Source organism: Streptomyces sp. PU-14G, from assembly GCF_041028275.1.
Lineage (GTDB): Bacteria > Actinomycetota > Actinomycetes > Streptomycetales > Streptomycetaceae > Streptomyces.
In genome coordinates this window covers 1-23,918 of sequence record NZ_JASKYT010000091.1, presented here as the reverse complement: position 1 = coordinate 23,918, position 23,918 = coordinate 1, and the positions used below count along the sequence as shown (strand labels likewise).

At 72.9% G+C, this 23,918-nt stretch carries 23 protein-coding genes and 1 pseudogene; 12 read left to right on the top strand and 12 right to left on the bottom strand.

Annotated features, from left to right (window positions below):
- Positions 1 to 84: 84 nt before the first annotated feature.
- Both AB8Z75_RS13745 and AB8Z75_RS13740 read right to left on the bottom strand, forming a co-directional pair.
- Complete coding sequence (locus AB8Z75_RS13745) at positions 85 to 1,638, bottom strand: DUF3152 domain-containing protein (RefSeq protein ID WP_369201781.1); 1,554 nt, start codon at positions 1,636 to 1,638, stop codon at positions 85 to 87.
- Positions 1,639 to 1,641: 3 nt separating this feature from the next.
- On the bottom strand, positions 1,642 to 2,742 hold the full coding sequence (locus tag AB8Z75_RS13740; RefSeq protein ID WP_369201780.1) for an alpha/beta fold hydrolase: 1,101 nt from the start codon (positions 2,740 to 2,742) through the stop codon (positions 1,642 to 1,644).
- Positions 2,743 to 2,964: 222 nt separating this feature from the next.
- Here AB8Z75_RS13740 and AB8Z75_RS13735 point away from each other — a divergent pair, with 222 nt between their 5' ends.
- From AB8Z75_RS13735 to AB8Z75_RS13720, 4 genes are all read left to right on the top strand, one after another.
- Positions 2,965 to 3,207, top strand: coding sequence for a hypothetical protein (locus tag AB8Z75_RS13735; RefSeq protein ID WP_369201779.1), 243 nt, complete (start codon positions 2,965 to 2,967; stop codon positions 3,205 to 3,207).
- Between the two features lie 122 nt (positions 3,208 to 3,329).
- On the top strand, positions 3,330 to 3,953 hold the full coding sequence (locus tag AB8Z75_RS13730) for a TetR/AcrR family transcriptional regulator (RefSeq protein ID WP_369201778.1): 624 nt from the start codon (positions 3,330 to 3,332) through the stop codon (positions 3,951 to 3,953).
- 191 nt (positions 3,954 to 4,144) lie between these two features.
- Complete coding sequence (locus AB8Z75_RS13725; protein WP_369201777.1) at positions 4,145 to 4,372, top strand: DUF3107 domain-containing protein; 228 nt, start codon at positions 4,145 to 4,147, stop codon at positions 4,370 to 4,372.
- 180 nt (positions 4,373 to 4,552) lie between these two features.
- Positions 4,553 to 4,909 (top strand): hypothetical protein, encoded by a 357-nt coding sequence (locus AB8Z75_RS13720; RefSeq protein ID WP_369201776.1) that lies wholly within the window; start codon positions 4,553 to 4,555, stop codon positions 4,907 to 4,909.
- A gap of 6 nt (positions 4,910 to 4,915) precedes the next feature.
- Here the strand turns inward: AB8Z75_RS13720 and AB8Z75_RS13715 are convergent, their stop codons facing one another.
- Entirely contained in the window at positions 4,916 to 5,662 is a 747-nt protein-coding gene (locus tag AB8Z75_RS13715) for a ferritin-like fold-containing protein (RefSeq protein ID WP_369201775.1), read from the bottom strand.
- A 380-nt stretch (positions 5,663 to 6,042) separates the two neighbouring features.
- Here AB8Z75_RS13715 and AB8Z75_RS13710 point away from each other — a divergent pair, with 380 nt between their 5' ends.
- Together AB8Z75_RS13710 and AB8Z75_RS13705 are read left to right on the top strand one after the other, a co-directional pair.
- Positions 6,043 to 7,767 carry a DEAD/DEAH box helicase gene (locus tag AB8Z75_RS13710; protein WP_369201774.1) on the top strand — a complete coding sequence of 575 codons (1,725 nt, stop codon included), beginning with the start codon at positions 6,043 to 6,045 and terminating at the stop codon, positions 7,765 to 7,767.
- Positions 7,768 to 8,026: 259 nt separating this feature from the next.
- Positions 8,027 to 8,929: an alpha/beta fold hydrolase gene (locus tag AB8Z75_RS13705; RefSeq protein ID WP_369201773.1), complete on the top strand. Its 903-nt coding sequence runs from the start codon at positions 8,027 to 8,029 to the stop codon at positions 8,927 to 8,929.
- Between the two features lie 4 nt (positions 8,930 to 8,933).
- Here the strand turns inward: AB8Z75_RS13705 and AB8Z75_RS13700 are convergent, their stop codons facing one another.
- The 4 genes from AB8Z75_RS13700 to AB8Z75_RS13685 form a co-directional block, all read right to left on the bottom strand.
- Positions 8,934 to 9,542, bottom strand: coding sequence for a MarC family protein (locus tag AB8Z75_RS13700; protein ID WP_369201772.1), 609 nt, complete (start codon positions 9,540 to 9,542; stop codon positions 8,934 to 8,936).
- 424 nt (positions 9,543 to 9,966) lie between these two features.
- On the bottom strand, positions 9,967 to 10,812 hold the full coding sequence (locus tag AB8Z75_RS13695) for a PHP domain-containing protein (RefSeq protein WP_369201771.1): 846 nt from the start codon (positions 10,810 to 10,812) through the stop codon (positions 9,967 to 9,969).
- Between the two features lie 232 nt (positions 10,813 to 11,044).
- Positions 11,045 to 11,683: a DUF6758 family protein gene (locus tag AB8Z75_RS13690; protein WP_369201770.1), complete on the bottom strand. Its 639-nt coding sequence runs from the start codon at positions 11,681 to 11,683 to the stop codon at positions 11,045 to 11,047.
- A 298-nt stretch (positions 11,684 to 11,981) separates the two neighbouring features.
- Entirely contained in the window at positions 11,982 to 12,572 is a 591-nt protein-coding gene (locus tag AB8Z75_RS13685) for a suppressor of fused domain protein (RefSeq protein WP_369201769.1), read from the bottom strand.
- 515 nt (positions 12,573 to 13,087) lie between these two features.
- Between AB8Z75_RS13685 and AB8Z75_RS13680 the strand changes: the two genes are divergently transcribed.
- Complete coding sequence (locus AB8Z75_RS13680; protein WP_369201768.1) at positions 13,088 to 14,218, top strand: magnesium and cobalt transport protein CorA; 1,131 nt, start codon at positions 13,088 to 13,090, stop codon at positions 14,216 to 14,218.
- 9 nt (positions 14,219 to 14,227) lie between these two features.
- Complete coding sequence (locus AB8Z75_RS13675) at positions 14,228 to 14,791, top strand: hypothetical protein (RefSeq protein ID WP_369201767.1); 564 nt, start codon at positions 14,228 to 14,230, stop codon at positions 14,789 to 14,791.
- Between the two features lie 117 nt (positions 14,792 to 14,908).
- Here AB8Z75_RS13675 and AB8Z75_RS13670 read toward each other — a convergent pair whose 3' ends face one another.
- Both AB8Z75_RS13670 and AB8Z75_RS13665 read right to left on the bottom strand, forming a co-directional pair.
- Positions 14,909 to 16,402: a protein kinase gene (locus tag AB8Z75_RS13670; RefSeq protein WP_369201766.1), complete on the bottom strand. Its 1,494-nt coding sequence runs from the start codon at positions 16,400 to 16,402 to the stop codon at positions 14,909 to 14,911.
- A 103-nt stretch (positions 16,403 to 16,505) separates the two neighbouring features.
- On the bottom strand, positions 16,506 to 17,267 hold the full coding sequence (locus AB8Z75_RS13665) for a hypothetical protein (RefSeq protein ID WP_369201765.1): 762 nt from the start codon (positions 17,265 to 17,267) through the stop codon (positions 16,506 to 16,508).
- A 212-nt stretch (positions 17,268 to 17,479) separates the two neighbouring features.
- Between AB8Z75_RS13665 and AB8Z75_RS13660 the strand changes: the two genes are divergently transcribed.
- From AB8Z75_RS13660 to AB8Z75_RS13650, 3 genes are all read left to right on the top strand, one after another.
- Positions 17,480 to 18,805: a CBS domain-containing protein gene (locus AB8Z75_RS13660; protein WP_369201764.1), complete on the top strand. Its 1,326-nt coding sequence runs from the start codon at positions 17,480 to 17,482 to the stop codon at positions 18,803 to 18,805.
- Positions 18,798 to 19,313 carry a DUF1003 domain-containing protein gene (locus AB8Z75_RS13655; RefSeq protein WP_369201763.1) on the top strand — a complete coding sequence of 172 codons (516 nt, stop codon included), beginning with the start codon at positions 18,798 to 18,800 and terminating at the stop codon, positions 19,311 to 19,313. The genes AB8Z75_RS13660 and AB8Z75_RS13655 overlap by 8 nt, the downstream gene beginning before the upstream one ends.
- 100 nt (positions 19,314 to 19,413) lie before the next feature.
- Positions 19,414 to 20,571 carry an Mrp/NBP35 family ATP-binding protein gene (locus AB8Z75_RS13650; RefSeq protein WP_369201762.1) on the top strand — a complete coding sequence of 386 codons (1,158 nt, stop codon included), beginning with the start codon at positions 19,414 to 19,416 and terminating at the stop codon, positions 20,569 to 20,571.
- A gap of 18 nt (positions 20,572 to 20,589) precedes the next feature.
- On the opposite strand, the gene AB8Z75_RS13645 is transcribed toward AB8Z75_RS13650, so the two are convergent.
- The 3 genes from AB8Z75_RS13645 to AB8Z75_RS13635 form a co-directional block, all read right to left on the bottom strand.
- Positions 20,590 to 21,246 (bottom strand): hypothetical protein, encoded by a 657-nt coding sequence (locus tag AB8Z75_RS13645; protein ID WP_369201761.1) that lies wholly within the window; start codon positions 21,244 to 21,246, stop codon positions 20,590 to 20,592.
- A gap of 204 nt (positions 21,247 to 21,450) precedes the next feature.
- On the bottom strand, positions 21,451 to 21,987 hold the full coding sequence (locus tag AB8Z75_RS13640; RefSeq protein ID WP_369201760.1) for a sec-independent translocase: 537 nt from the start codon (positions 21,985 to 21,987) through the stop codon (positions 21,451 to 21,453).
- 119 nt (positions 21,988 to 22,106) lie between these two features.
- On the bottom strand, positions 22,107 to 23,807 hold the full coding sequence (locus AB8Z75_RS13635) for a trypsin-like peptidase domain-containing protein (protein WP_369201782.1): 1,701 nt from the start codon (positions 23,805 to 23,807) through the stop codon (positions 22,107 to 22,109).
- Between AB8Z75_RS13635 and AB8Z75_RS13630 the strand changes: the two are divergent.
- Positions 23,713 to 23,918 (top strand): annotated as a pseudogene (locus AB8Z75_RS13630) (protease); the annotation flags it as partial. The gene AB8Z75_RS13635 and the pseudogene AB8Z75_RS13630 overlap by 95 nt on opposite strands.

Here is a 23,918-nt window from a genome sequence, read left to right as displayed (position 1 = left end):
CCCCACAGGAACCCCCCACACGAACCGCCCCCCTCCACGAACCGCCCGCGCCACGAGAACCGTGCGGGCGGTGGCGGCCGGGTGTCAGCCGCGCGGGTAGGGCCAGGCGTTGGGGCGGCAGGTCTTGCCCTGCGTGGTCAGGTACTTGGTCTGCTGCATCATCACCGGGGCGAGCTCGCCGTCACCGGGGCAGCCGACGTGGTCGTGGCCGAGCCGGTGGCCGACCTCGTGGTTGATGAGCATCTGGCGGTAGGCGTGCATCTTGCCCGGGCCGAAGGTCTTGGCCCCGCGCGCCCACCGGTAACCGTTGATCATGACCCGTTCGGTGGCCGCCGAGTCGCAGGACACCTTCTGCTCGCTGGTGTCCAGACCCGACTTGGCGCACCACAGGTCGGTGGTCTTCGGGGTGGCCAGCGTGATGACGAACTTCGCCTTCCCGGAAGAGACCCGCTCGAAGCTGCGCTTGCCGCCGTGCGACCAACTGCGCTCGTCGTTGAGCGTCTTGTGGACCGCCTCGGCGAACAGGTCACCGTCCAGCGGCAGCTTCTCCTCCACGTCCACGCGGTAGCGCACCACCTCGCCCTTGCCGCTGCCCTTCTGGTGGCCGGGCACGGCGGTGAACTTGTTCGTTCCCTCCAGGTCGTCGGCCAGCGGGTAGACGTGCGCCATCTTCGCGTCGTACGAAGCGGCCTCGTCGCCCGGCGTGGGCCGCGCCCCGCGGTCGGCGCGGTCGGCTGCCCCGGGGCCTCCGTCCGGCGTCCGCTCGCCCGTCTTCGCTCCGTCGTCGGACTGCCCCGAGCTGTGCTCCCCGCCCGCCACCTGCCCGGCGATGACGATCGCCAGCACGGTCGTGACGGCCGCGGCGGCGATGCCCGTGTACGTGCGGGCTCTGCCGCCGGTGCGTTGCCGCCGTGGACGCGGTCGCGCGGGCAGCGCCCGGTTGCCGCGCGGTTCGTCGTCCGCGGGGGGCGCGCCAGAGGCGGTGGCCTCCGGCGCCGGCGGCCCGGACGCGGCGGGCCCGGCGGGACGGAAGGGAGCCCGCGGCGCACCGGAGGCGCCTGCCGGACGCTGGTGCGCGTCGGCCGCACCGGACACACCGGCAGCACCCGCCGCACCGGCGGCACCCGCCGGACCCGCCGCACCCGCGGCGCCGCGCACGCCGGCACCCCCGCTCGCGCCGTGGGCGAAGACGTCGTCGTCGAAGGCGTCAAGGTAGTCCTGGCGCGGCCCGTGAGGGCCGCCGCGCTCCCCGGGCGCCTGTGCGTGCCATGGGTTCTGCGCCTGGCCGGGGCCAGAGCCATGGCCCTGCGCGGAGCCGTACCCGTGGGTCCCGCCGCCGGGGCCGTTGCGGTACGGCTCGCCGAACTGCGGGTGGCCGCCGCGCGTGGGCTCGTCGACGTGCGGGGGGACGCCGTGCGCGGGGGTGCCCTGCGGACCCGGACCGGCTCCCGGGGCGCCCTCGGCTGGGTACGGCGCGGCGACGTCCCGCTCCCACCCGGCCGAACCGGGCCGTGCGGGGACGCCAGTGTCGCGGGACCGGGCGGCGGCCCGGCCGGTGTCCGCCTGGCGCTCGGGTATACCGGAGCGCTGCTGGCCGCGTGCGGTACCGGCCTTGCCCTTACGGCTGTGGCGTCCCACTGGTCACCTTTCGAGGTTGCCGGTGCCTTGTACGGCGGTCCCGGCTGCGGGGGTGTTCGACCGCCGTGCGGCCGTGGCCGCGTCGTCGATCAACTCGCGGACGGCACCCGCGACGATCTCGGGGTACTCCATCATGGCGACGTGTCCCGCGTCCGGCAGAGCGAGCAGCCGGGAGTCACGGAACGCGGCCGAGGCGCGCCGGGCCATCCGGAAGGCGACCAGTTGGTCGCGCCCTCCGTAGATCAGCAGCGTGGGCGCCAGCACCCGCTCGGCCTGCCGCCACAGCGCGTGCTGGCCTCCCAGGGTATAGGCGTCCACGATGCCCCGTGTCGAGCGGACCATGGCGTCCCAGAAGTAGGGCAACCGCAGCCTGCGGTCGTACTCCTCGGCGGCGGCGGCGAAGTCCTCCGGACTGACCCGCGCCGGGTCGCCGTAGCACAGTCCGAGGATGCCGCCGGTGCGGCGTTCGGCCGGCCAGTCGCGGGTGAGCCTGCCGAACAGCGCGGCGATGCCCGGCACCGCCATCAGCGCGGTCGGCCAGGCGGTGCGCTGCGGAGGGATCTCCGGCAGCGCGGGGGATATCAGCGTCAGGGTGCGCACCAGGTCGGGGCGTACGGCGGCCACCCGGGTCGTCACGGCGCCGCCGAGCGAGTTGCCCAGCAGGTGCACGGGGCCCCGTCCGCAGGAGTCCAGGTAGCGGATGACCGCGCGGGCGTGGCCCGAGACCGAGTAGTCGCCGTCGTCGGGCGGCGGGGAGTCACCGAAGCCGGGCAGGTCGAGCGCCTCGCCGGTCACGTCGGGGGCGAGCTCGCGCATCAGGGCCGTCCAGTTGAGGGAAGAGCCTCCCAGCCCGTGCACGTACAGCGCCGCCGGGCGGGTCGCCGGTACGGCCCGGGCGCGCCGCGCCGTGGAGCGGCCGTCCGCCTCGGCGCGGGCGTCGGCGCCGGCCTCGTCGCGCAGCGCGCGCACGGCCAGCGTCAGGCCCGGCAGCGAGACCGTCCTGAGCGTCTCCCGGTCGCCGACACGGGACCCCGGCGGCGCCGTGGACGGCGCGGCGGGGCGGACCGCGGCAGCGGAGGTTCCCGGCTGCTCGGTGGAGGACATGCGGCAATGTTACGAGACGATCACACACACCTTCACGTGCCCACCGTCACAGAAGAAGCACACTGGTGGACAGGGGATGTCAGAGGCACACGGCGTCCGCGTCCGTTCGTGTGCACCCGCTCCGCGGGAAGCGTGCATGCGGGCGTGCGCCCCTGGTGACCCGCTCCTAGTCTCGAAAGTAGGCCCGCGCAGGCGGGCCGCGCCCTGGAAAGGGGAGCAGGCATGCCGCTCGACCCGACCGACCCGGAAATCTTTGACGACACGTACGCCGACACCGCCTACGAGGAGGAGCCGGAGGGGACGGAGAACCCCGAGGCGACGGAGGCGGACGCGGCCGAACAGCACGCCGACCTGCTGCGGCAGCGGGACGAGCCGCTCGCCCCGTCCGGTTCGCACGAGGCCGACCCCGCCGACGCGGCGGAGCAGGCACGCGTGGTGGAGCTGAATGAGGACGAGTACCGATAAAGCGCCCGCCCGGCCCGGGTGACGGCGGAAAATTCGGGAGCCGTGGAGCCCCCACTCCCGTTACTGAAAAGTACGATGGCGGTACAGCGCAGCTCGCGCTCAGAAACACACAGGGAGGCGGCGTGACAGCCATCGAGCAGACCGAAGCGCGCCCGCGTGGCACGCGTCTGCCCCGCCGGGCCCGACGCAACCAACTGCTGGGCGCAGCTCAGGAGGTCTTCGTAGCGCAGGGTTACCACGCGGCGGCGATGGACGACATCGCCGAACGTGCCGGCGTCAGCAAACCGGTGCTCTACCAGCACTTCCCGGGGAAGCTGGAGCTGTACCTCGCGCTTCTCGACCAGCACTGCGAGGCGCTGCTCCAGGCGGTGCGCAGGGCGCTGGAGTCCACGACGGACAACAAACAGCGCGTGGCGGCCACCATGGACGCCTACTTCGGCTTCGTGGAGGACGAGGGCGGCGCTTTCCGCCTGGTGTTCGAGTCGGATCTGACGAACGAGCCCGCCGTGCGCGAGCGCGTGGACAAGGTGAGCCTGGACTGCGCGCAGGCCGTCAGTGAGGTCATCGCCGAGGACACCAAGCTCTCCCAGGAGCAGTCCATGCTGCTGGCCGTCGGCCTGTGCGGCATGGCGCAGATCACCGCGCGCTACTGGCTGGGTTCGGGCCAGCGGATTCCGCGGGACGCGGCGGCGAAGTTGATCTCCTCGCTCTCCTGGCGCGGTATCGCCGGGTTCCCGATGCAGTAGCCGGCGTCTTCCCCGGTCCGAGGGGGCGCGTTCCCGGTCCGAGGGGGCGCGGTTGTTCGCTGCCGGCGTGCGACCGCGCCCCCTCGGCGTCCCCCGCCGAGAGCTAGGGTTACTCCAGTACGGCGCGGCTGGCCGCGCATCGCATCCCGGGCATCGGCACGGGGACACCAGACCGTCGGAGGGACATAGCCGTGGAGGTCAAGATCGGCGTGCAGTACGCGCCTCGCGAGATCGTCATGGAGAGCAAGCAGACTCCTGACGAGGTCGAGAGCACGGTGGCGGCGGCATTGGAGAAGGGCTCCGGGCTGCTCAGCCTCGAGGACGAGCACGGCCGGAAGGTCCTGATCCCGGCGGACCGCGTCGCCTACATCGAGATCGGCCAGCCGTCGGGCCGCAAGGTGGGCTTCGGAGCCATCTGAGAGCGGCTCCGACGCACTCTGAGAGCAGCTCCGCAGCGCTCTGAGAGGCGACAGGGTCACGCGCACGGCGGCGGCCGCGGGATTTGCTTCCGCGGCCGCCGTTTCAGCGTCCGTACCCAGGGGGAGACCGGGAACGACCGCGGACAGCGGTCAGCTCACCGCCACCCCGAGGAGGTCCTCATGATCTGGGAGGCTCTCGGCTCCGCAAGCCTTGGACTCGCCCTCGCCCTCGTCGCGAGCAGGCGGTTTCCCGAGCGGCTTCCCGACCGGCGGCTCGTGCTGGCCACCGGCCCGGTCGCCGCCCTCGTCGGCGGCCTCATCAGCCACACCGTCTTCGGCGCGGGACACGTCCCGGTGGCGCTGTGTGTGGCCCTGGGCGTCAGCGCGGCCCTGCTCTCGCTGCTGCTGCGGGACGCGCCCGGGCGCAGGCAGTGGCGCAGGGACACCCTGCGCACCACCCCGGCGCCGCGGTCCGTGGAGCCCGGGCTCGTGGAGTCCGGACTCGGGCGGCAGGCCCCAGCGCGGCCCTCCGCTTGAGCTGACTCAGGCGGCGAGCCCCAGCGCGGCCATCCGCTTCGTATGGGCCTCGGTGATCCGGGAGAACATCTTGCCGACCTCGGCGAGGTCGAAGCCGTCGGCCAGCCCGCCGACCAGCATCGTGGAGAGCGCGTCCCGCTCGGCGACCACCCGCTGCGCCTGGGACAGCGCCTCGCCCATCAGCCGCCGCGCCCACAGGGCGAGGCGCCCGCCCACCCGCGGATCGGCCTCGATGGCGGCCCGCACCTTCTCCACGGCGAAGCTGGAGTGCCCGGTGTCGGCCAGCACGCTGAGCACCAGCGCCCTGGTGTCGGTGTCCAGCCTGGTCGCCACCTCGCGGTAGAAGTCGGAGGCGATCGAGTCCCCGACGTACGCCTTGATCAGGCCCTCCAGCCAGTCGGAGGGGGCGGTCAGCCGGTGGAACTCCTCCAGGGGCGCGGCGAACGGCTCCATCGCCGCCGTGGGGTCCTCGTCGATCCGGGCCAGCCGTTCGCGCAGTTTCTCGAAGTGGCCGAACTCGGCCGACGCCATCGAGGCCAGCTCGGCCTTGTCGGCGAGCGAGGGCGCCAGCTTGGCGTCCTCGGCGAGCCGCTCGAAGGCCGCCAGCTCCCCGTAGGCCAAGGCCCCCAGCAGATCGACGACCGCGGCACGATAGGTCGGTTCCGCCGCGGCCTGCTCCCAGTTCTGGGAGGCGATCGAGGTGGCGGGGGCGTACTCGGAACCGTCGTCGGCGGTCTTGTCAGGCGTCTCCATACTGCGCACGATAGCCCGAGGCCCCCAGGTCGCGGGGCCCCTGCCCGATCCTGGGAAGCCCCCGCGGACCTGCGGTGAACTCGTACACAACGATTGCCCCGGTACACATGCGCGGATTCGGGGTACAGTGATATGGGTCCACCAGATGACGTGGACTCGCTGCATGCATGAAATGCGGATGCCCGGTCGGTGGCCCGATCGGCTCCGACCCGACAGCCTTCCGCCGGTTCGTGCTCCCCGCACGGGTCGCGCTGAGAGGGACCGCTCGCGCGAGTGAGGCGCTTGAGCGGGAGCCAGTGGTCCCGCACCCACCGGGCGGGCCGATACGACGGCCGCCCGGGTGCGGTAGATCCTCTCCTCGCTCCGCTGGACCGTCCAGAATGCTGGGACGGCCGGACGCCGCAGCCCCACCCGCGCGTCACACAGAAGAGGCAAGCACCCTGTCCACCACGTTCAGAGATCTGGGGATCCTTCCCGAGACAGCCGAGGCCCTCGAAGCCGTCGGCATCACCTCACCCTTCCCGATCCAGGAGATGACGCTTCCGGTCGCCCTCGCGGGCACCGACGTCATCGGTCAGGCGAAGACGGGCACCGGCAAGACGCTGGGGTTCGGGCTTCCGCTGCTGGAGTCGGTGACCGTCCCCGCCGACGTCGAGCTGGGCCGCGCCAAGCCCGAGGAGCTGTCCGACGCGCCGCAGGCCCTCGTCGTCGTCCCCACCCGTGAGCTGTGCCAGCAGGTCACCAACGACCTGCTCACCGCAGGCAAGGCCCGCAATGTGCGGGTCGTCCCCATCTACGGCGGCCGTGCCTACGAGCCGCAGGTCGAAGCGCTCAACAAGGGCGTCGACGTCGTCGTCGGCACGCCGGGACGGCTGCTGGACCTGGCGGGCCAGAAGAAGCTGCGGCTCTCGCAGATCAGGGCGCTCGTCCTGGACGAGGCCGACGAGATGCTCGACCTGGGCTTCCTGCCCGACGTCGAAAAGATCATCGAAATGCTGCCGACCCGGCGCCAGACGATGCTCTTCTCCGCGACGATGCCGGGCCAGGTCATCTCGCTCGCCCGCCGCTACATGAGCCAGCCCACGCACATCAGCGCCACCTCGCCGGACGACGAGGGCCAGACGGTGGCGAACACCACCCAGCACGTCTTCCGCGCGCACTCCATGGACAAGCCGGAGATGGTCGCCCGGATACTGCAGGCCGAGGGCCGCGCGCTCGCGATGATCTTCTGCCGCACGAAGCGCACGGCGGCCGACGTGGCCGAGCAGCTGAGCCGGCGCGGCTTCGCGGCCGGCGCCGTCCACGGCGACCTGGGCCAGGGAGCGCGCGAGCAGGCGCTGCGCGCCTTCCGGAACGGCAAGGTCGACGTCCTGGTGTGCACGGACGTCGCCGCCCGCGGTATCGACGTCGACAACGTCACCCACGTGATCAACTACCAGACGCCCGAGGACGAGAAGACCTACCTCCACCGCATCGGCCGCACCGGCCGCGCGGGCGCTTCCGGTACCGCCGTCACGCTGGTCGACTGGGACGACATCCCGCGCTGGCAGCTGATCAACAAGGCGCTGGAGCTCGACTTCAACGACCCGGAGGAGACCTACTCCACCTCGCCGCACCTGTACGAGGCCCTGGGCGTCCCCAAGGAGGCCAAGGGCATCCTGCCGCGCGCGGAGCGCACCCGCGCCGGACTCGCGGCCGAGGAGATCGAGGACCTCGGCGAGACGGGCGGCGGTGGCCGCTCGCGCGCCAAGTCGGCGGGGGCCGGCGGTCCGTCCGCCGAACGCGCCCGCCCGGCGCGCAAGCCGCGCGAGCGCCGGCGCACCCGTGGGGCGCTGCGCGCGGAGCCGTCGGCCGAAGAGGCCACCGCCACGGCCGGCGAGAGCACGTCGGTCGCCACGGAGACGGGCGAGGACACCGCAGCGGCGCGCAAGCCGCGCCGGCGCCGCCGTACCCGCTCCGGCGCCCCCGCGGCCTCCTCCGAGGCGCCCGCCGCCAAGGAGACCGACGCCGCCGGTGAGGGCGAGGCGCGCAAGCCCCGCCGCCGCCGCACCCGCTCGCGCGGAGCCACCACCCGCTCCGCCGAGCAGCCCGCGTCGGAGAGCTGACCCACGTCCCTGACCGGGACGGAACGGCTCGGTACCCCTCAGGGGTGCCGAGCCGTTCGCATGTGCACCGGGCCGCCCCGGCCCGGCCGGACCCGGCCGGAGGACGGACCCGGCCGGAGGACGGACCCGGCCGGAGGACGGACCCGGACACACGCGGAGGCAAACGGAGGCACGCGGAGTCACGCAGAGTCGCGCGACGTACCCACTCCGGCCCATGGGCCCGGGGAAGCGCGGGGGGCGCCGCGGGTAGCGTCAGGGCATGAGCAAGCCGCCTTTTCTCGCGTTGCCCGCCGGTGTGCGGGAGTACCGTCTGGTCACCGCGCGCGGGGAGTTCGCGGTGCACGACACGGGCGGCCCGGGCGAGACCGGGGGCGTCGCGGTGCTGCTGCCCGGGTTCACCGGCAGCAAGGAGGACTTCATCGGCCTGCTGGAGCCGCTGGCACGCGCCGGGTTCCGGGCGGTGGCGGTCGACGGGCGCGGACAGTTCGCGACGGGCGGCCAGGCCGACGAGGGCACCTACGCGCAGGTCGAGCTCGCCCGCGACGTGCACGCGGTGGTGGCGGCCGTGGCCGGCCGCTCTCCCGGTGGCGTGCACCTGCTGGGCCACTCGCTGGGCGGTCTGATCGCCCGCGCCGCCGTGCTGGAGGACGCCGCTCCCTTCGCGTCGTTGACGCTGGTGAGCAGCGGCCCCGCTGCCGTCTCGCCGTCCCAGCAGCAGCGCGTACGGATGCTGCTGGGCGCGCTGGAGACGATGAGCATGGCGGCCATCTGGGAGGTCATGCGGGAGCTGGACCAGTCGGTCGGCTCGGCCGGACAGGCCCCGTACTCGCGGCGGGAGGTGGAGCAGACCTCCGGGGCGATGGAGGAGTTCCTGCGGCGCCGCTGGCTGAGCAACGTGCCCGGGCAGTTGGCGGCGACGGGCCGGCAACTGCTGGCCGAGCCCGACCGGGTGGCGGAACTCGCGGCGCTGGCGCTGCCGATCCACGTGGTCTCCGGCGCCGAGGACGACGCCTGGCCGGTGGAGTGGTTGGACGGTATGGCCGGGCGGCTGGACGCCCGGCGCACCGTCGTCGCGGGCACCGGGCACTCCCCCAACGCCGAGCGTCCGCGGGAGACGGCGCGGGCCGTGGTGGACTTCTGGCTCAGCCTTCGCCCTGGGTGAACGCTCAGCCTTTGCCCTGGATGAACTGGGTGATGCCGCCGGCGATCTGCTGCACGGCGATGGCCGACAGCAGCATGCCCGACAGCCGGGTGACGAGGACGACGCCGCCGTCCTTGATGACCCGGATGATCAGCAGCGAGTAGCGCATCACGAGCCACAGCACCAGGTGCATCGCCACGATCGCGGCCCACACCGACACGTGTCCGCCCCAGCCGTGCGCGTGCTGGACGGCGAGGATGACGGACACGATGGCGCCGGGCCCGGCCAGCAGCGGCATGCCCAGGGGGACGAGCGCGACGTTGACGTCCTTGGTCTGCGTCGGCTCGTCGGATTTGCCGGTCAGCAGGTCGAGCGCGACGAGCAGGAGCAGCAGTCCTCCCGCGACCATCAAGGCGGGGATGGAGACGTGGACGTAGTCGAGGATCTGCTTGCCGCAGATCCCGAACAGCGTGATCACCCCGAACGCGACGACGGCGGCCTGCCAGGCCATCCTGCGCTGCACCTTCACGGGGCGTCCGGAGGTGAGGCCGAGGAAGATGGGCGTGATACCGGGCGGATCCATGATCACGAACAGGGTGAGGAAGACGGATCCGAAGAGGGCGAAGTCGAACACGAGGGTGCCTGTGCCTTGGAGGAGTGGGAGGGATGGACGGGTGGGTCGGTGGAGCGATGGCTCGGGCGCCACGAGCCACGTCCGAATGGCGCGACCGAGCGGCGCGACCGGACGGCGTCGGCCAGGTGGCGCGGCCAGGTGGCGCGGCCAGGTGGCGTCGGCCGGAGTCGGCTCCGGGGCAGGGCGCGGCGAGGCGCGGGTTCCCTCGCGTGCGGGCGCCGGCGGGCAGAGCGGGGCGCGCCGACGCGTCCGCGTCGGCGTGCCGGGTCCCCAGGCGCCCGGGCGCGCGGGCGGAGGCAGGGGGCACGGCACGCGGCCCCGCGGAGGGCACTGGCCGGTCACAGGGAGGGCCGACGCGTCCGCGCCGCCGTGGAAGCGCCGGGTCCGGTGCCGCGGTGCGGCACCGGATACCCGCCCGCCGGACTCAGCCCGTGACGGGGGCGGCGCCTGAGCCGCGTGCCGCGATCTCGGCGTAGACGTCGGGCGCGGTGGTGAAGTCGCCGAGGGCGATGGGCTTGCGGGTGCCGTGGTAGTCGCTGGAGCCGGTGGCCAGCAGACCGAGGTCGTCGGCGAGGGCGTGCAGCCGGGTGCGGGTCTCGGGGGTGTGGTCGGCGTGGTCCGCCTCGAGACCGTCGAGCCCGGCCTGTGCGAGATCGGCCAGCGCGCTGACGGGGACGCACTGTCCACGCTTGGCGGCCAGCGGATGGGCGAAGACGGCGACGCCGCCCGCGCCCTTGATCAGGCGCAGCGCGTCGAAGGGGTCCAGCTCGTGCTTCCCGACGTAGGCGCGCCCGTCGTTGGCGATCCACTCCTCGGTGAAGGCGTCGGAGACCGTCTCGACGACGCCTTCCTCGACCATGGCCGCCGCGATGTGCGGGCGGCCCACCGAACCGTTCCGGGCGATGCGGCTGACCTGTTCCCAGGTGATGGGCACGCCCAGCTCGCGCAGTTCGGCGACCATGGCCTGGGCACGGGGCACGCGGTCGTCACGGACGAGTTCGCGCTCCCGGGCGAACGCGGGCTCGTCCGGATCGAAGAGGTAGGCCAGCATGTGGAGGCTGACCCCGTCCAGCCGACACGAGAGTTCGGCCCCGGTGACCAGGGTGAGCCCCGCGGGCAGGGCCGCGAGGGCTTCCGCGTGGCCGCCGACCGTGTCGTGGTCGGTGAGCGCGACGACGTCGAGCCCCGCGGCCGACGCGTTGCGTACCAGTTCGGCGGGGGAATCGGTGCCGTCGGAGGCGGTGGAGTGGGTGTGCAGGTCGATGCGCACTGCGACGGGCTCCGAAGGGTGCTGGGGGCGGGTGACGGGCTCATGACGAGCCTCCTCAAGAATAGCCGCACCGTCCGGCACCCCTGCGGCCAGGAACCCCGACCCCGCGAACGCCGGCAGGGCACGGCGAGGCGAGGCGAGGGCAAGAGCACCGGCCGCCGGGCAGGGCCGGACCGGGCCGGGGGCGAGGGGCGAAGGGCGAGGGGCGAAGGGCGAGGGGTGAGGGGCGAGGTCAGGGAATCAGCCGCGGGGAGAGTGCTCCGCAGGGCACCAGGTCGACTTCGGCCCCGGCGTCGCGCAGGTCGGTGAGGACCAGCTCGTCGTAGAGCATCAGTCCGGATTCCTGGGGCCACACGATCGCCCACAGCCACAGGCCGCACGCCTCACCGGCGAAGACCGCACGGTCGCCGGGCGCACCGTCCACGTGCCACAGGTGGGTGGGGTGGCCCGCGGCCAGGACCTTGGCCTGGGGTGGTTTGCCGCCGCAGATCGCGGGGCCGGGGTCGGGCCCTTCGATACCGGCGTAGCGCGCGCCCAGCCCGACGCCCAACTCCTCGGCGATCAGCAGGAGTTCTCCGGGGCCGCCCAGTGGTGCGGGGCCCGAGCAGGCGACGGCGGTGGCGCGACCGCCGCTGCGGTCGTCTCCCGCGCAGCCGACGCCGGTGAACAGCCAGCCCACGGGGAGCGGCCACGGCATCCACACGGGCACCCGTGTACGGCCGACGACGACGGCGAGGGCGTCGACGCTGGGCGGGAGGACAGGCTGGAGCGGGTGCACGGCGCCGTGTACGCCGCACTGCCAGGTGTCGGCGAAGAGGCCGGGTGCCCTGACCCGGCTACCGCACTTCGGGCAACTGGGTTCGCCCCTCATGAGCTCCAACAGTCCTACCGGGTCGCGTTCCCGTCAAGGACGATCACCCGGGTGGAGCCCTGGCCTGCGCACCACCCTCCGTGAGACCCGCAGGTGGCGGCATGACAAACCGGTGATCGCACCGGCGCCCGGCGCGCTGAACGAACCGCCTCTGCCCGTCGCGCTGACCGGACCGCCTCTGCCCGTCGCGCTGACCGCACCGCCTCTGCCCGTCGCACTGACCGGACCACCTCGTCCCCCGCCCCGCGTGCGCCGGGCCACGCATCCCCGGTCGAGTGAGCGGGGAGATGCGGGCGGCTCAAGTGAGCGGCACAGCACCGCGCAGCGGATCGCGCAGGTCCGTCTCGAAACGGAGCCAGCGCTCGTGGAGCGCGTCGGCCCCGTGGACCCTCTTCCAGGCCGCCTCCGTCGGCGTCATGGGCAGCAGCGGGAAGAAGCGGACGGGATCGAGAGGCGCCTCCAGGGGCAGGTCCTCGACCAGGCCGCCGCCCTCGGCCACCAGGACCGAGGTGAAGGGGGCTCCGGGCCACAGGGGCTCGCCGGTGTCCAGGGAGGCGCCCGGAGCGACGACGACGCCCTCGACCTGCGGTGCCGCCGCGAGTACGGCGAGCGGGCGCAGCACCTTGTCGGTGTCGGCGACCCCGGCCCGCACCGTCAGCAGGAGTTCGGCGCGCGGTCCGCGCTCGGGGTCGGCGAGCGCCTCGGCCGGGTCGGTCATCGGGGCAGCCGACATGCCGCGTGTGGCGTATCGCACGATGCCGTCCTCCGCTCCGACGAACCGCATCACCTCGATGCGCTCCGTCCCCAGGAACGTGACGGCGGCGCGGGCGTCCGGCTCACCGAAGGCCCTGCGCACATGGGTGTCGACCAGTGTGAGGACGTCGTTCATCCGGCGAGCATAGAACCCCGGTCCCTCCCTCAGGAGCGCGGCATGGTCGCGTAAGGAGGCGGCAAAGGGGCACCCGCAACGGGCGGCGGCGGCACGGGAACCCGCGTACCAGTGCTACCGTTGGCTGCCGGTCAAGGCGTGTACACATCGTCCCCCACAGGGGCCCGGCCGGAGGAGGTGGGACTGACATGGATCCGAGTCGACCGTGCAGTACCAGCCGCTCTTCCGCCCCCGCAGTGGTCACGCCGCATCGGCCCTGAGGTTCCCGCGCCGCCGCGCGGTGGCAACGTCCTCGTCGGGCCAGGTTTCCTTCCTCTCGGGGCACGCACGGCGGGAGAGCGCCCGCGTTCCGCAGTCACGCACTGTTTCGTTCGTCAGCGAATGTCGTCGCCGCGGCCCGCGTGTGGTGCCCGCTTTGCGGACCTCCGGGTAGCTCCCCGTAGGCCCCCGTTCCGGGCAGCACGACGCCCCGGCCCGTGTGCACGACGGCATGGCACGGCACCGTGGAGGGCCTCATGTCGATGATCCGAGAGCTGCGCGCCGCTGTGCGCCCGGCACTGCGCAAGGACAACCGTTCCGGGTACGGCACCGGCGTCTACGAGAGCGGCGGCCCGTCGATGAGCAGCGCGGTGGTGGACTGCGCGGCGTACCTGGACGGGCGCCGCGAGACCGAGACCCGCTCCCCCGCCGACGCGCTGTGCCGGGTCCGCTCCGCCGAGGGGCAGAGCCGCGACGGGTTCGTGTGGATCGGGCTGCACGAGCCCACCGAGGAGGAGTTCTCGGGTATCGCACAGGAGTACGGTCTGCACCCGCTGGCCGTCGAGGACGCCGTGCACGCGCACCAGCGTCCGAAGCTGGAGCGGTACGACGAGAGCCTCTTCACCGTCTTCAAGACGATCCACTACGTCGAGCACGCCGAACTCACCGCCACCAGCGAGGTGGTGGAGACCGGCGAGGTGATGTGCTTCACGGGGCGGGACTACATCATCACCGTGCGGCACGGCGGCCAGGGTTCCCTGCGGGCTCTGCGGCACCGGCTGGAGGACGACCCCGAGCTGCTGAGCAAGGGGCCCTCGGCCGTGCTGCACGCGATCGCGGACCAGACCGTGGACGGTTACCTCGCGGTCGCCGACGCGGTGCAGGACGACATCGACGAGGTCGAGATCGAGGTCTTCTCCGACCGCACGGGCGGCGGCAAGCGCGGCGGCGACGCGAGCCGCATCTACCAACTCAAGCGCGAGGTGCTGGAGTTCAAGCGTGCCGTCTCGCCGCTGATGCGGCCGATGCAGACGCTGAGCGAGCGGCCCGTACGGCTGGTCGATCCGGACATCCAGAAGTACTTCCGCGACGTGGCCGACCACCTCACCCGCGTCAACGAGCAGGTGCTGGGCTTCGACGACCTGCTCAACTCGATCCTCCAGGCCAACCTGGCGCAGGCGACGGTCGCACAGAACGAGGACATGCGGAAGATCACGGCCTGGGCCGCCATCTTCGCGGTACCGACGATGATCGCCGGGATCTACGGCATGAACTTCACGTACATGCCGGAGCTGCACTGGAAGTTCGGCTATCCAGTGGTGCTGCTGCTCATCGTGGCGATCTGTTACGGCATGCACCGCGGCTTCAAGCGCAACGGCTGGCTGTAACCTGCGGCCATGACCGCCACACCCGCCGCACCGCGCCCCGCCGAAGGACACCTCGGCCGTGCCCTGATCGAGGAGACGGCCAAGAAGTCGGGACTGGTCTGGGTCCGGGGCCCGGCCGGCCCCGCGCGCGGGCTGTGGCACGTGTGGCGGGAGGGTGCCGTCTGCCTGGTGGGAGACGGCTCGCTGGAACAGCCGCTGACCGGCATGGGGCTGACGGACGGCGCCACGGCGACCGTGACGGTGCGCGGCAAGGACAAGGGCGCCCGCCTCGTCGTCTGGTCCGCGCGGGTGCGGGAACTGACGCCGCACGGCGAGGAGTGGCAGGCGGCCGTCGACGAGCTGAAGGGCAAGCGGCTCAACGCACCGGACGCGGACACCATGCTGCACAGGTGGGCCCGCGAGAGCCGCGTCCTGCGTCTGGAGCCGACCGGCGAGCTGGTGGAACAGCCGGGTTCGATGTCCCACGACGCGCAGGCGGCGCCGCCAGTGGCGACCCCGGCCACCACCCGCCGCGCCCAGCCCGCCGGGCTGCCGCGGCTGCTCTCCCGCCGCCGCAAGCGCCGGACCGGCTGACCTCCGGCGGCTTCCCCACCGTCCGCACGGCCACCGTGACGCGGGTTCCGCCCCAGGACAGGGGCCGGCCCCCGCAGACGGGGAGTCCGGTGGCGTCCCTGCCCGCGTGCCTGCGGGTCATCGCGCGGAAGCCGCCGCCCAGGTCCTCGTCATCGATCCGGCGTCGGCATGCGCGGCGTCGGCGTCCGGGTGGGCGGAGCTGATCACCTGTGGTCCGAGTCCGGCGCCGATCGGGGCGCCGCCGTGCTCCACGCGGTCGAGGAACGCCCCGAGGAAGGCGAGCGCGACCATCGCGAGGAGCAGCAGCAGCTTCCCCAGGAGGCTCAGCTCGCACAGCCAACGCCACGCCTTCCACAGGCCCCTGCCCGTCGCGCTCAAGGCGACCTTGTAGGCCGGCTTGCCCTCCCGCGCGGCGGAACCGCCGGTGGGGACGGCGTCCATGACGTCCGGACCGTGCGCCGCCACGGCAGGCGCGCCCGCCGAAACCGGCGCACCCGGCACACCCGGCACACCGGGGGTGTCCGGCACGGACGAGGGGCCGGGGGCGCCCGGCACGGACGAGGGGCCGGACGAGGGGTCCTGGCTGCCGGGGGCCGGGCCGAAGCCCTGCCCCGGGACCGGCGTCCGAGCCGGGCCGTAGCCGGGCACCGCACGGCCGTCCCCGCCTCCGCCAGCCGTCCCCGAGCCCCGGATGGCGAAGGTGACGTCGTCCACCGCCGGGCCCGCCGCGATCCGGGTGAGCCGCGTCATGGCGGTACCGGTGTCGGTGCGCTGGTCGGGGTCCTTCTCCAGCAGGCCGAGCAGGAGGGCGCGCAGCTCGGGGCCCGCGTTGGCCGGCGCCTGCGCCGGTTCGAGCAGGGACGCGGAGAACGAGGCCATGGCCGAGCCCCGGTCGAAGGGACCGTGCCCCTCGGAGGCGCAGTACAGCGCGGCGCCGAGCGAGAAGAGGTCGGACTCGCGGCGCTCCTGGTCGCGCATCCGCTCGGGCGCCGTGAAACCGGGGGTGCCGATGACGCCGGTCTGCGTCATCCGCGTCTGCCCGGAGTCGGCTTCGAGCGAGATGCCGTAGTCGGTCAGCATGACCCGCCCGTGCCGGTTCCCGGCGTGGTCGGACGCGAGGAGGATGTTCGCCGGTTTCACGTCGCGGTGCAGGATGCCGTGCGCGTGGCCCGCTTCCAGCGCCTTCAGTACCGCTGTGCCGATGCGGCAGATCTCGGCGTCCGGGAGGCGGGGCTCGTCGCGGATGACCTTGGCGAGGTCCGTCGCGCCCGAGACGTACTCCATGACGATCCACGGCAGCCCCTCGTGCTGCACCACGTCGAGGACCGTCGCCACGTGCGGGTGCCCGCGCAGCTTGGTGGCGTGCAGCGCCTCGCGGCGGGCGCGCCGGATGGGCGACAAGTCGCCGGATCCCTCGCTCCCTTCGCCGCCGGACTCGCTGCCGCCGCTCCCGTCGCTGCCGCCGCTCCCGGCGGGCATCTCGATCTGCTTGATGGCGACCTGTGCGCCCAGAGTCTCGTCGTCGGCCAGCCACACGCTGCCCATGCCGCCGGCCCCGAGGCGCTCCCGCAGTCGGTAGCGGCCCACGTACTCCCCATGCGTTCCGGCCACCCGTTCCGTCCCCCTCGCTCAGCAATCCGTCTTTTTTTCTTCGTCCGTTGATCGTTCACCGTAACGGGCGCCACAGTACTCAGCGGTCCGGGTCGGGCCGGAGTCAGCCCGTCTGCTCAGGGGAGATCCGTTTTCCGTAGTCGACGGTCTGCTCCTTCTTCGGCGCGTGGAGGGCGAATCCGTCGTTCCAGTCGGTGAGCCGTACGGTGCCGGCGCCGCCCGGGCGCTGGAGCCGCAGCGGGTAGGGGTCGCCCTTCAAGGAGACGTCGAGGGTGCCGCCGCGCCCTTCGCCCGCGGTGACCCGGATGGTCCTGGTCCCGTCCACCTCGCCGCGCTCCCCCGTCTGGCGCTTGCCCTCCATGGCCAGCAGCCCGTCGAGGAGGGTGCTCATGTCGGTGAAGACGCTCAGTTGCTTGTAGGCGGGGTCCGTGCGGGGCACCTTGACGTACTTGCCCTTGAGCTTCCGCGCGGCGGCGACATCGCCCTTGCCGGGCTTCTTGCCGCCCTCCTGCTGGGCCCAGAAGTCGGTGCCCGCCTTGAGATAGAGGTCGCGGTCCGTGCGCAGCAGCTCGAAGGTGGACCCGCCCTCGGCGGAGACCTCCCCGACGCCGCCGCTCTTCTTCAGGCGCATCTTGAGGCGGTAGGTCTGGCCCTTGCTGACGACGCTGCCGTCGACGCGTACGGCCTCGGCGTCCTCGGCGGCCGACCTGGCCTTCTTCTCGATCTTGGTGGCCGAGAGTTTGCCCACCCCGTTGGTGCCCGCGTCCGGGTCCTCGCCCGCGCACCCGCTCAGAGCGGTGACCGCTCCGGCGCTGACGAGAGCGAGCAGCGCTGCACTCCGGGGTGCGCGGGCGCGTCCAGTCACGAGGGGACCCTCCTGTGGTCGGCGGCAGGACGGCACCCTACCCGTATGGCGGGCCCCCTCCGGAAGCCAGCCGTCCGGACCACACCGCTACGGCGCCCGTGGCGCCGGTCACGCTAGCCTGAAGTCGTCATAACCGGGCAATCAGCCGGAAAGCCGCGAAGCTCTCCGTGCGGGTGTGACCGGTCGGCGCGGTCGAGGAGGGTGGACGGCTCATGGCAGCGGGCGCTCCCCGGGTCTTCGTCTCCCACCTGGCCGGCGTCGCCGTCTTCGACCCCAACGGCGACCAGGTCGGCCGGGTCCGCGACGTGGTCACGATGCTGGGCGGGCGGCGCCGGCTGCCCAGCGTGCTGGGCCTGGTGGTGGAGGTCGTCAGCAGGCGGCGGGTCTTCCTGCCCATGACCCGGGTGACCGGCGTCGAGTCGGGACAGGTCATCACCACAGGCGTGCTCAACATCCGCCGCTTCGAACAGCGCCCCAACGAACGCCTGATCCTCGGCGAACTGCTCGACCGCCGGGTGACCCTCCTGGAGACGGACGAGGAGGTCACGGTGCTCGACGTGGGGCTGCAACGGCTTCCGGCCCGCCGCGACTGGGAGATCGACCGGCTGTTCGTCCGCAAGGGCCGCAAGGGCGGCGGGCTGCGGGGCCGGCGCGGTGAGACGCTGACGGTGGAGTGGGACGCGGTGACCGGTTTCGCCCTGGAGGAGCGCGAGCAGGGCACCGCCAACCTGCTGGCCACCTTCGACCAGCTGCGCCCCGCCGACCTGGCCAACGTCCTGCACCACCTCTCCGAGAAACGCCGCGCCGAGGTCGCCGCAGCGCTGCACGACGACCGGCTCGCCGACGTGCTGGAAGAACTCCCCGACGACGACCAGGTCGAGATCATCGGCAAGCTCGCCGACGAGCGGGCCGCCGTCGTCCTGGAGGCCATGGACCCCGACGACGCGGCCGACCTCCTCGGCGAACTGCCCGAGGACGACAAGAACCGGCTGCTGGACCTGATGCAGCCCCAGGAGGCGGCACCGGTGCGGCGGCTGCTGGCCTACGAGGAGGGCACGGCCGGCAGCCTCATGACGACCGAGCCCATCGTGCTGCGCCCCGACGCGAGCGTCGCCGAGGCGCTGGCCCGGGTCCGCGAGGAGGACCTGCCCGCGCCCCTGGCCTCGCAGGTCTACGTCTGCCGCCCCCCGGACGAGACGCCCACAGGGCAGTACCTGGGCGTGGTGCACTTCCAACGGCTCCTGCGGGAGGCGCCGTTCGCGCTCGTCGGCTCCCTCGTGGACGCCGACCTCCAGCCCCTGCCGCCCGGCACGACGCTGCCCGCGCTGACCAGCTACATGGCGGCCTACAACATCGTCTCGGCGCCCGTGGTGGACGAGGGCAGCCACCTGCTGGGCGCCGTCACCGTCGACGACGTGCTGGACGACCTGCTGCCCGAGGACTGGCGGCAGGCGGCGGCCGTCGGCGGGCTGCCCGGCTTCTCCCACGGAGTGTGGGAAGGACGCGAGCGCGACGGGGAGGCGGAGCGCGATGGCTGAACGGGAAGGTCCCCGGCTCGACGTGCCGCGCGCCCCTCGGCGCGCGCTGCTGCCGTCCTACGACCCGGAGATGTTCGGACGCTTCTCCGAACGGATCGCCCGCTTCCTGGGCACCGGCCGCTTCCTGCTGTGGATGACGATCGTGATCGTCGTGTGGATGGGCTGGAACATCGTCGCGCCGCAGGGGTGGAAGTTCGACGAGTACCCGTTCATCTTCCTCACCCTGGCCCTCTCCCTCCAGGCCTCCTACGCCGCGCCGCTGATCCTGCTGGCGCAGAACCGGCAGGACGACCGGGACCGGGTCAACCTGGAGCAGGACCGCAGCCGCAACGAGCGCAGCATCGCCGACACCGAGTTCCTGACCCGCGAGATCGCCGCGCTGCGCATGAACCTGGGCGAGGTCGCCACCCGCGACTGGATCCGCTCGGAGCTGGCCGAACTCCTCAAGGAGCTCCAGGAGCGGGAACAGGGCGGCGCAGGCGCCCAGGAGAGCGGCCAGGACCGCTGACCCGGCTGACGGGACCCAGCCCGCCGGGTGCCGCGCCCTGGCACCGCCGCCCGACCCCCGCCCTTATCGGACACGGTCCGCACGGCCTTACTATTCAGTTATGGCTACCGAGACCCAGGCGACCACCCCCACCGAAGACGCCGTCCGCGCGGCGCTCGAGACGGTGAACGACCCGGAGATCCACCGGCCGATCACGGACCTGGGCATGGTCAAATCCATCGCCATCGCGCCCGACGGCACCGTCGACGTAGGGGTCTTTCTGACGGTCTCGGGATGTCCCCTGCGCGAGACGATCACCGCCAATGTCACCGAGGCCGTCCAGCGCGTCCCCGGCGTCACGAGCGTGCGCGTCGAACTGGACGTGATGAGCGACGAGCAGCGCCGCGAGCTGGCCGCCTCCCTGCGCGGCGGCAAGGCCGAGCGGGAGATCCCCTTCGCACAGCCGGGGTCGCTCACCCGGGTCTACTGCGTGGCCTCGGGCAAGGGCGGCGTGGGCAAGTCGTCCGTGACGGTCAACCTGGCCGCCGCCATGGCGGCCGAAGGGCTCAAGGTCGGCGTGGTGGACGCCGACATCTACGGGCACTCGGTCCCCCGCATGCTGGGCGCCGAGGGGCGGCCCACCCAGGTCGAGGACATGATCATGCCGCCGTCGGCGAACGGCGTGAAGGTCATCTCGATCGGCATGTTCACCCCCGGCAACGCCCCCGTCGTCTGGCGCGGCCCCATGCTGCACCGGGCACTCCAGCAGTTCCTCGCGGACGTGTACTGGGGCGACCTGGACGTGCTGCTGCTCGACCTGCCGCCCGGCACGGGTGACATCGCCATCTCGGTGGCCCAGCTGATCCCGAACGCGGAGATCCTGGTGGTCACGACGCCTCAGCAAGCGGCGGCCGAGGTCGCCGAGCGCGCCGGCTCCATCGCGGTGCAGACCCACCAGAAGATCGCCGGTGTGATCGAGAACATGTCCGGCATGCCGTGCCCGCACTGCGACGAGATGGTCGACGTCTTCGGCACCGGCGGCGGCAAGCAGGTCGCCGAGGGGCTCACCCGCACGACCGGGGCCGACGTCCCGGTCCTGGGCGGCATCCCGATCGACCTGAGGCTGCGCGAGGGCGGCGACGAGGGCAAGCCCGTGGTCCTCAGCGACCCGGACTCGCCCGCCGGGGCGGCGCTGCGCGATGTCGCGGGCAAGCTCGGCGCCCGCGAACGCGGCCTGGCGGGCATGTCCCTGGGCCTGACCCCCAGCAACAAGTTCTGAGGGTTCTGGGGCTTGGCTTCAGTGCGGCTCGTAGCCGGTGATGTCCTTGACGACGCGGAAGCCGAGCCCGTAGGCGCTCATGCCGCGGCCGTAGGCGCCCAGATGGACGCCCTCCTGAGCCGAGCCGGCCAGCACCCACCCGTACTCGGACTCGCGGTAGTGGAAGTCGGTCGGCACCCCGTCCACCGGCAGGGAGAGAGCGTTCCAGCCCGCCCCCTCCAGATCGTCGGCGAGCTCCCAGGCGACACCGGTCTGCTGGTCGAGCCAGTCCTGGCGCAGGCTGCGGTCCATCTCCATCGGATAGCTGCACGAGAGCAGCCCGGAGCCCGCCAGCCAGGCGGCGGTCGAGACGGAGGTGGCCTCCAGCGTGCCCGTACCGTCGCCGCTGCGCCGCACCGGGCGGCTGGCGAGGGTGACGACGACCGCGAAGCTCTGCTCCTGCGGGGAGTTCTCCGCGTGGAGAGAGGGCTCCTCGCCGTGACCGGTCGAGCCGTGCTCCACCGTGCCGTCGGCCGCGGTGCCGACCCGCATCAGCCAGCGCGGCCCCGTGAAGGCTTCGTCCAGGCCGTACCACGGAAAGGCGGCCATCAGGTAGTCGTCCACCGCCCGCCGCGCGCCGGGCACACCCTGCGCGGCGGGCCCGGATTCCCCGGCTAGCCGACTCGTCGTCTCCATCTGCGCGACGCCTCCTCATTGCCCTGTGCCAATGGGCAGCCGAGCCCGGCGACCCCCGACACTGGGAGGATAGCCACACCGGTCCGCCGTGTCGGTCATGCCCGGGGGATCAGGACGCGGTGCGGGTGGCGAGATGGACGGCAAACGCCGCAGATGTCCCGGTGCCGAAAGAGCAACGGTGACGCGATCGTTGCGTGCTGAGCGTCACGTGGCGTCCGCGTCGAACGGCGGCGGATCACCCCGGCGGGGGCCGTCTCCGCCCACCGGCCGGCCGTTCACCCCGTCGGAGCCATGCTTGGCCAGGTCAGGGGTACCGCGAGTGGTCGAGGAGGCGCCCTTCTTGACCATGTCGATCGCGCCGGAACCGTTCTTCCCACCGCTCGAACCGTTCGATCCGGCCTCGTCGCCCTTGTGGTCGCTGCCGTTCACCGCGTCGGTGACTTCGTCCAGATCCTTGCGGAAGTCGAAGCTGTTGCTGATCTCCTTGAGACCCAGGTCCTCGTTGTCCAGCAGGTGCTTGCGCGCGAACGTCTTCGGATTCAGGTCCTCGAACTCGAAGTCCTTGAACTCAGGGCCCAGCTCCTCCCTGATGTCCTCCTTCGCGCTGTCGGAGAACTGCCGCACCTTGCGGATGAAGGCGGCGACGTCCTGAATCACCTTCGGGAGCTTCTCCGGGCCGAACACCAGCACGGCGAGCACGATGAGCGTGACCAGCTCCAGTGGTCCTATGTCGAAGAACACCGCGCAGCTCCCTCACTCCGTCCATGGCTCTCACGGCCATCAGTCACGGTACCCGCCCTCGCCCCGTACGCGGGACCCCGCCCTCGCACCCGACTTGGCCGCGCACCCGTCGGACGACCTCATCCCGTCGCCGAACCGAGCGTGACGGTCACCGTCCGCTCCTGTCCGGAGCCGCCGGGCCGCACCTTCAGCTCCAGCTCGTCCCCCGGCCGGTGGCTGCGAACCCGCACGATCAGCTCCTCGCCGCCGGCCACCGCCTTGCCGCCCACCTCGGTGATCACGTCGCCCTCCCGCAGCCCCGCCTCGTCCGCGGGGCCGCCCCGGACGACCGCGGCACCGTGCCCGGCAGGTCCGCCGATCCTCGCCCCCTCGCCGTCGTACTCCATGTCGAGCGTGACGCCGATGACCGGATGCGTGGCCCGGCCCTCGTTGATCAGCTCCTCGGCGACCCGGCGGGCCTGGTTGACGGGGATCGCGAACCCGAGCCCGACGCTTCCGCCCCCCTCGCCCTCGGGCAGCGCGGCCTCACTGCCCGCCCCCTTGATCGCGCTGTTCACACCGATCACCCGCCCCCGGCGATCCACGAGCGGACCTCCGGAGTTGCCCGGATTTATCGGAGCGTCCGTCTGGAGCGCGTTCACATAGCTCATCTCACTGCCCGGCTCCTCGCCCCCGGCCGTGATCGCGCGCTCCTTGGCGCTGATGATGCCCGTGGTGACCGTCCCGTCCAGGTCGTACGGCGCGCCGACGGCGACCACCGGATCACCCACCCGGACCGCGTCCGAATCGCCCAGCGGCAGCGGGCTGAGGCCCGACACTCCGGACACCTTGACGACCGCCAGGTCGTAACCGCTGTCGCTGCCGACGACCTGCCCCGTGGCGGTCTGCCCGCTGTTGAAGGTGACCCGCACCGCGTCACCGCCCTGTGCCGAGTCGACCACGTGGTTGTTGGTGAGGATGTGACCCCGCCGGTCCAGCACGAACCCCGTACCCGTCGCCTCCGCCCCACCGCCGCGCGCGTGCAGCGTGACGACACCGGGCAGCGTCTGCCGCGCGATGCCCGCGATGCTGCCCTCGGGCCGCTCACCGCCCTCACCGGCCGGCCCCGCAGCCGTCTGCGGCAGCTCCACGTCACCCACGCCGCCGTTGCGCTCGACGTACGCGCCGATCAGGCCTCCGGCCCCGCCCGCGACCAGCGCCAGCACGAGGGCGCCCACCGCCATCCTGGACCGGCGCCGGGGAGCGCGCCGCGGCGCACCATCTCCCGGCTCCGACGGAAGAGGCAGCACGGTCGTCGCCGTCGCCGTCGCCGTCGCCTGCGGCCCGGCCTCCAGCAGACCACCCCCACCCGACGGCACCCCCCGCACCGGCGCACCACCACCGGACGGCACGGGGACGCCGTGGGGTGGAGTCGTGCCCGTCGGCGGCACCTGGACGCCGTGGGGCGGAGTGATGCCGCCGGGCGGCACGGGGGCGCCCTGCGGCGGGGCTGTACCCGTCGGCGGCACCTGGACGCCGTGGGGCGGAGTGATGCCACCGGGCGGCATGGGGGCGCCCTGCGGCGGGGCTGTACCCGTCGGCGACACCTGGACGCCGTGGGGCGGAGTCGTGCCCGTCGGCGGCACGTGGATGCCGTGAGGGGGAGTGACGCCGCCGGGCGGCATAGGGACGCCCTGCGGCGGAGTCGTACCCGTCGGCGGCACGTGAACGCCGTGGGGTGGAGTGATGCCACCGGGCGGCACGGGGGCGCCCTGCGGGGGCGTGATGGCGGTGGGCGCCCTCGTGCTGGCGCTGGYCGCGGGCGGGGCCGGAGGCCTGATCGGCGCGTACGTCGAGCGCAACGGCGGCGTGGGTGACGTGGAGCTGTCGCAGACGGCTGCGGGGCCGGCCGGTGAGGGCGGCGAGCGGCCCGAGGGCAGCATCGCGGGCAT

What these genes read in the sequence shown, in the direction of transcription:
- AB8Z75_RS13675 (WP_369201767.1), top strand. Translation starts at nt 14,228, where the DNA reads ATGACCGCCACACCCGCCGCACCGCGCCCCGCCGAAGGACACCTCGGC.
- AB8Z75_RS13720 (WP_369201776.1), top strand. Translation starts at nt 4,553, where the DNA reads ATGATCTGGGAGGCTCTCGGCTCCGCAAGCCTTGGACTCGCCCTCGCC.
- AB8Z75_RS13660 (WP_369201764.1), top strand. Translation starts at nt 17,480, where the DNA reads ATGGCAGCGGGCGCTCCCCGGGTCTTCGTCTCCCACCTGGCCGGCGTC.
- AB8Z75_RS13655 (WP_369201763.1), top strand. Translation starts at nt 18,798, where the DNA reads ATGGCTGAACGGGAAGGTCCCCGGCTCGACGTGCCGCGCGCCCCTCGG.
- AB8Z75_RS13690 (WP_369201770.1), bottom strand. Translation starts at nt 11,683, where the DNA reads ATGAGGGGCGAACCCAGTTGCCCGAAGTGCGGTAGCCGGGTCAGGGCA.
- AB8Z75_RS13705 (WP_369201773.1), top strand. Translation starts at nt 8,027, where the DNA reads ATGAGCAAGCCGCCTTTTCTCGCGTTGCCCGCCGGTGTGCGGGAGTAC.
- AB8Z75_RS13735 (WP_369201779.1), top strand. Translation starts at nt 2,965, where the DNA reads ATGCCGCTCGACCCGACCGACCCGGAAATCTTTGACGACACGTACGCC.
- AB8Z75_RS13710 (WP_369201774.1), top strand. Translation starts at nt 6,043, where the DNA reads ATGCTGGGACGGCCGGACGCCGCAGCCCCACCCGCGCGTCACACAGAA.
- AB8Z75_RS13650 (WP_369201762.1), top strand. Translation starts at nt 19,414, where the DNA reads ATGGCTACCGAGACCCAGGCGACCACCCCCACCGAAGACGCCGTCCGC.
- AB8Z75_RS13685 (WP_369201769.1), bottom strand. Translation starts at nt 12,572, where the DNA reads ATGAACGACGTCCTCACACTGGTCGACACCCATGTGCGCAGGGCCTTC.
- AB8Z75_RS13645 (WP_369201761.1), bottom strand. Translation starts at nt 21,246, where the DNA reads ATGGAGACGACGAGTCGGCTAGCCGGGGAATCCGGGCCCGCCGCGCAG.
- AB8Z75_RS13715 (WP_369201775.1), bottom strand. Translation starts at nt 5,662, where the DNA reads ATGGAGACGCCTGACAAGACCGCCGACGACGGTTCCGAGTACGCCCCC.
- AB8Z75_RS13680 (WP_369201768.1), top strand. Translation starts at nt 13,088, where the DNA reads ATGTCGATGATCCGAGAGCTGCGCGCCGCTGTGCGCCCGGCACTGCGC.
- AB8Z75_RS13740 (WP_369201780.1), bottom strand. Translation starts at nt 2,742, where the DNA reads ATGTCCTCCACCGAGCAGCCGGGAACCTCCGCTGCCGCGGTCCGCCCC.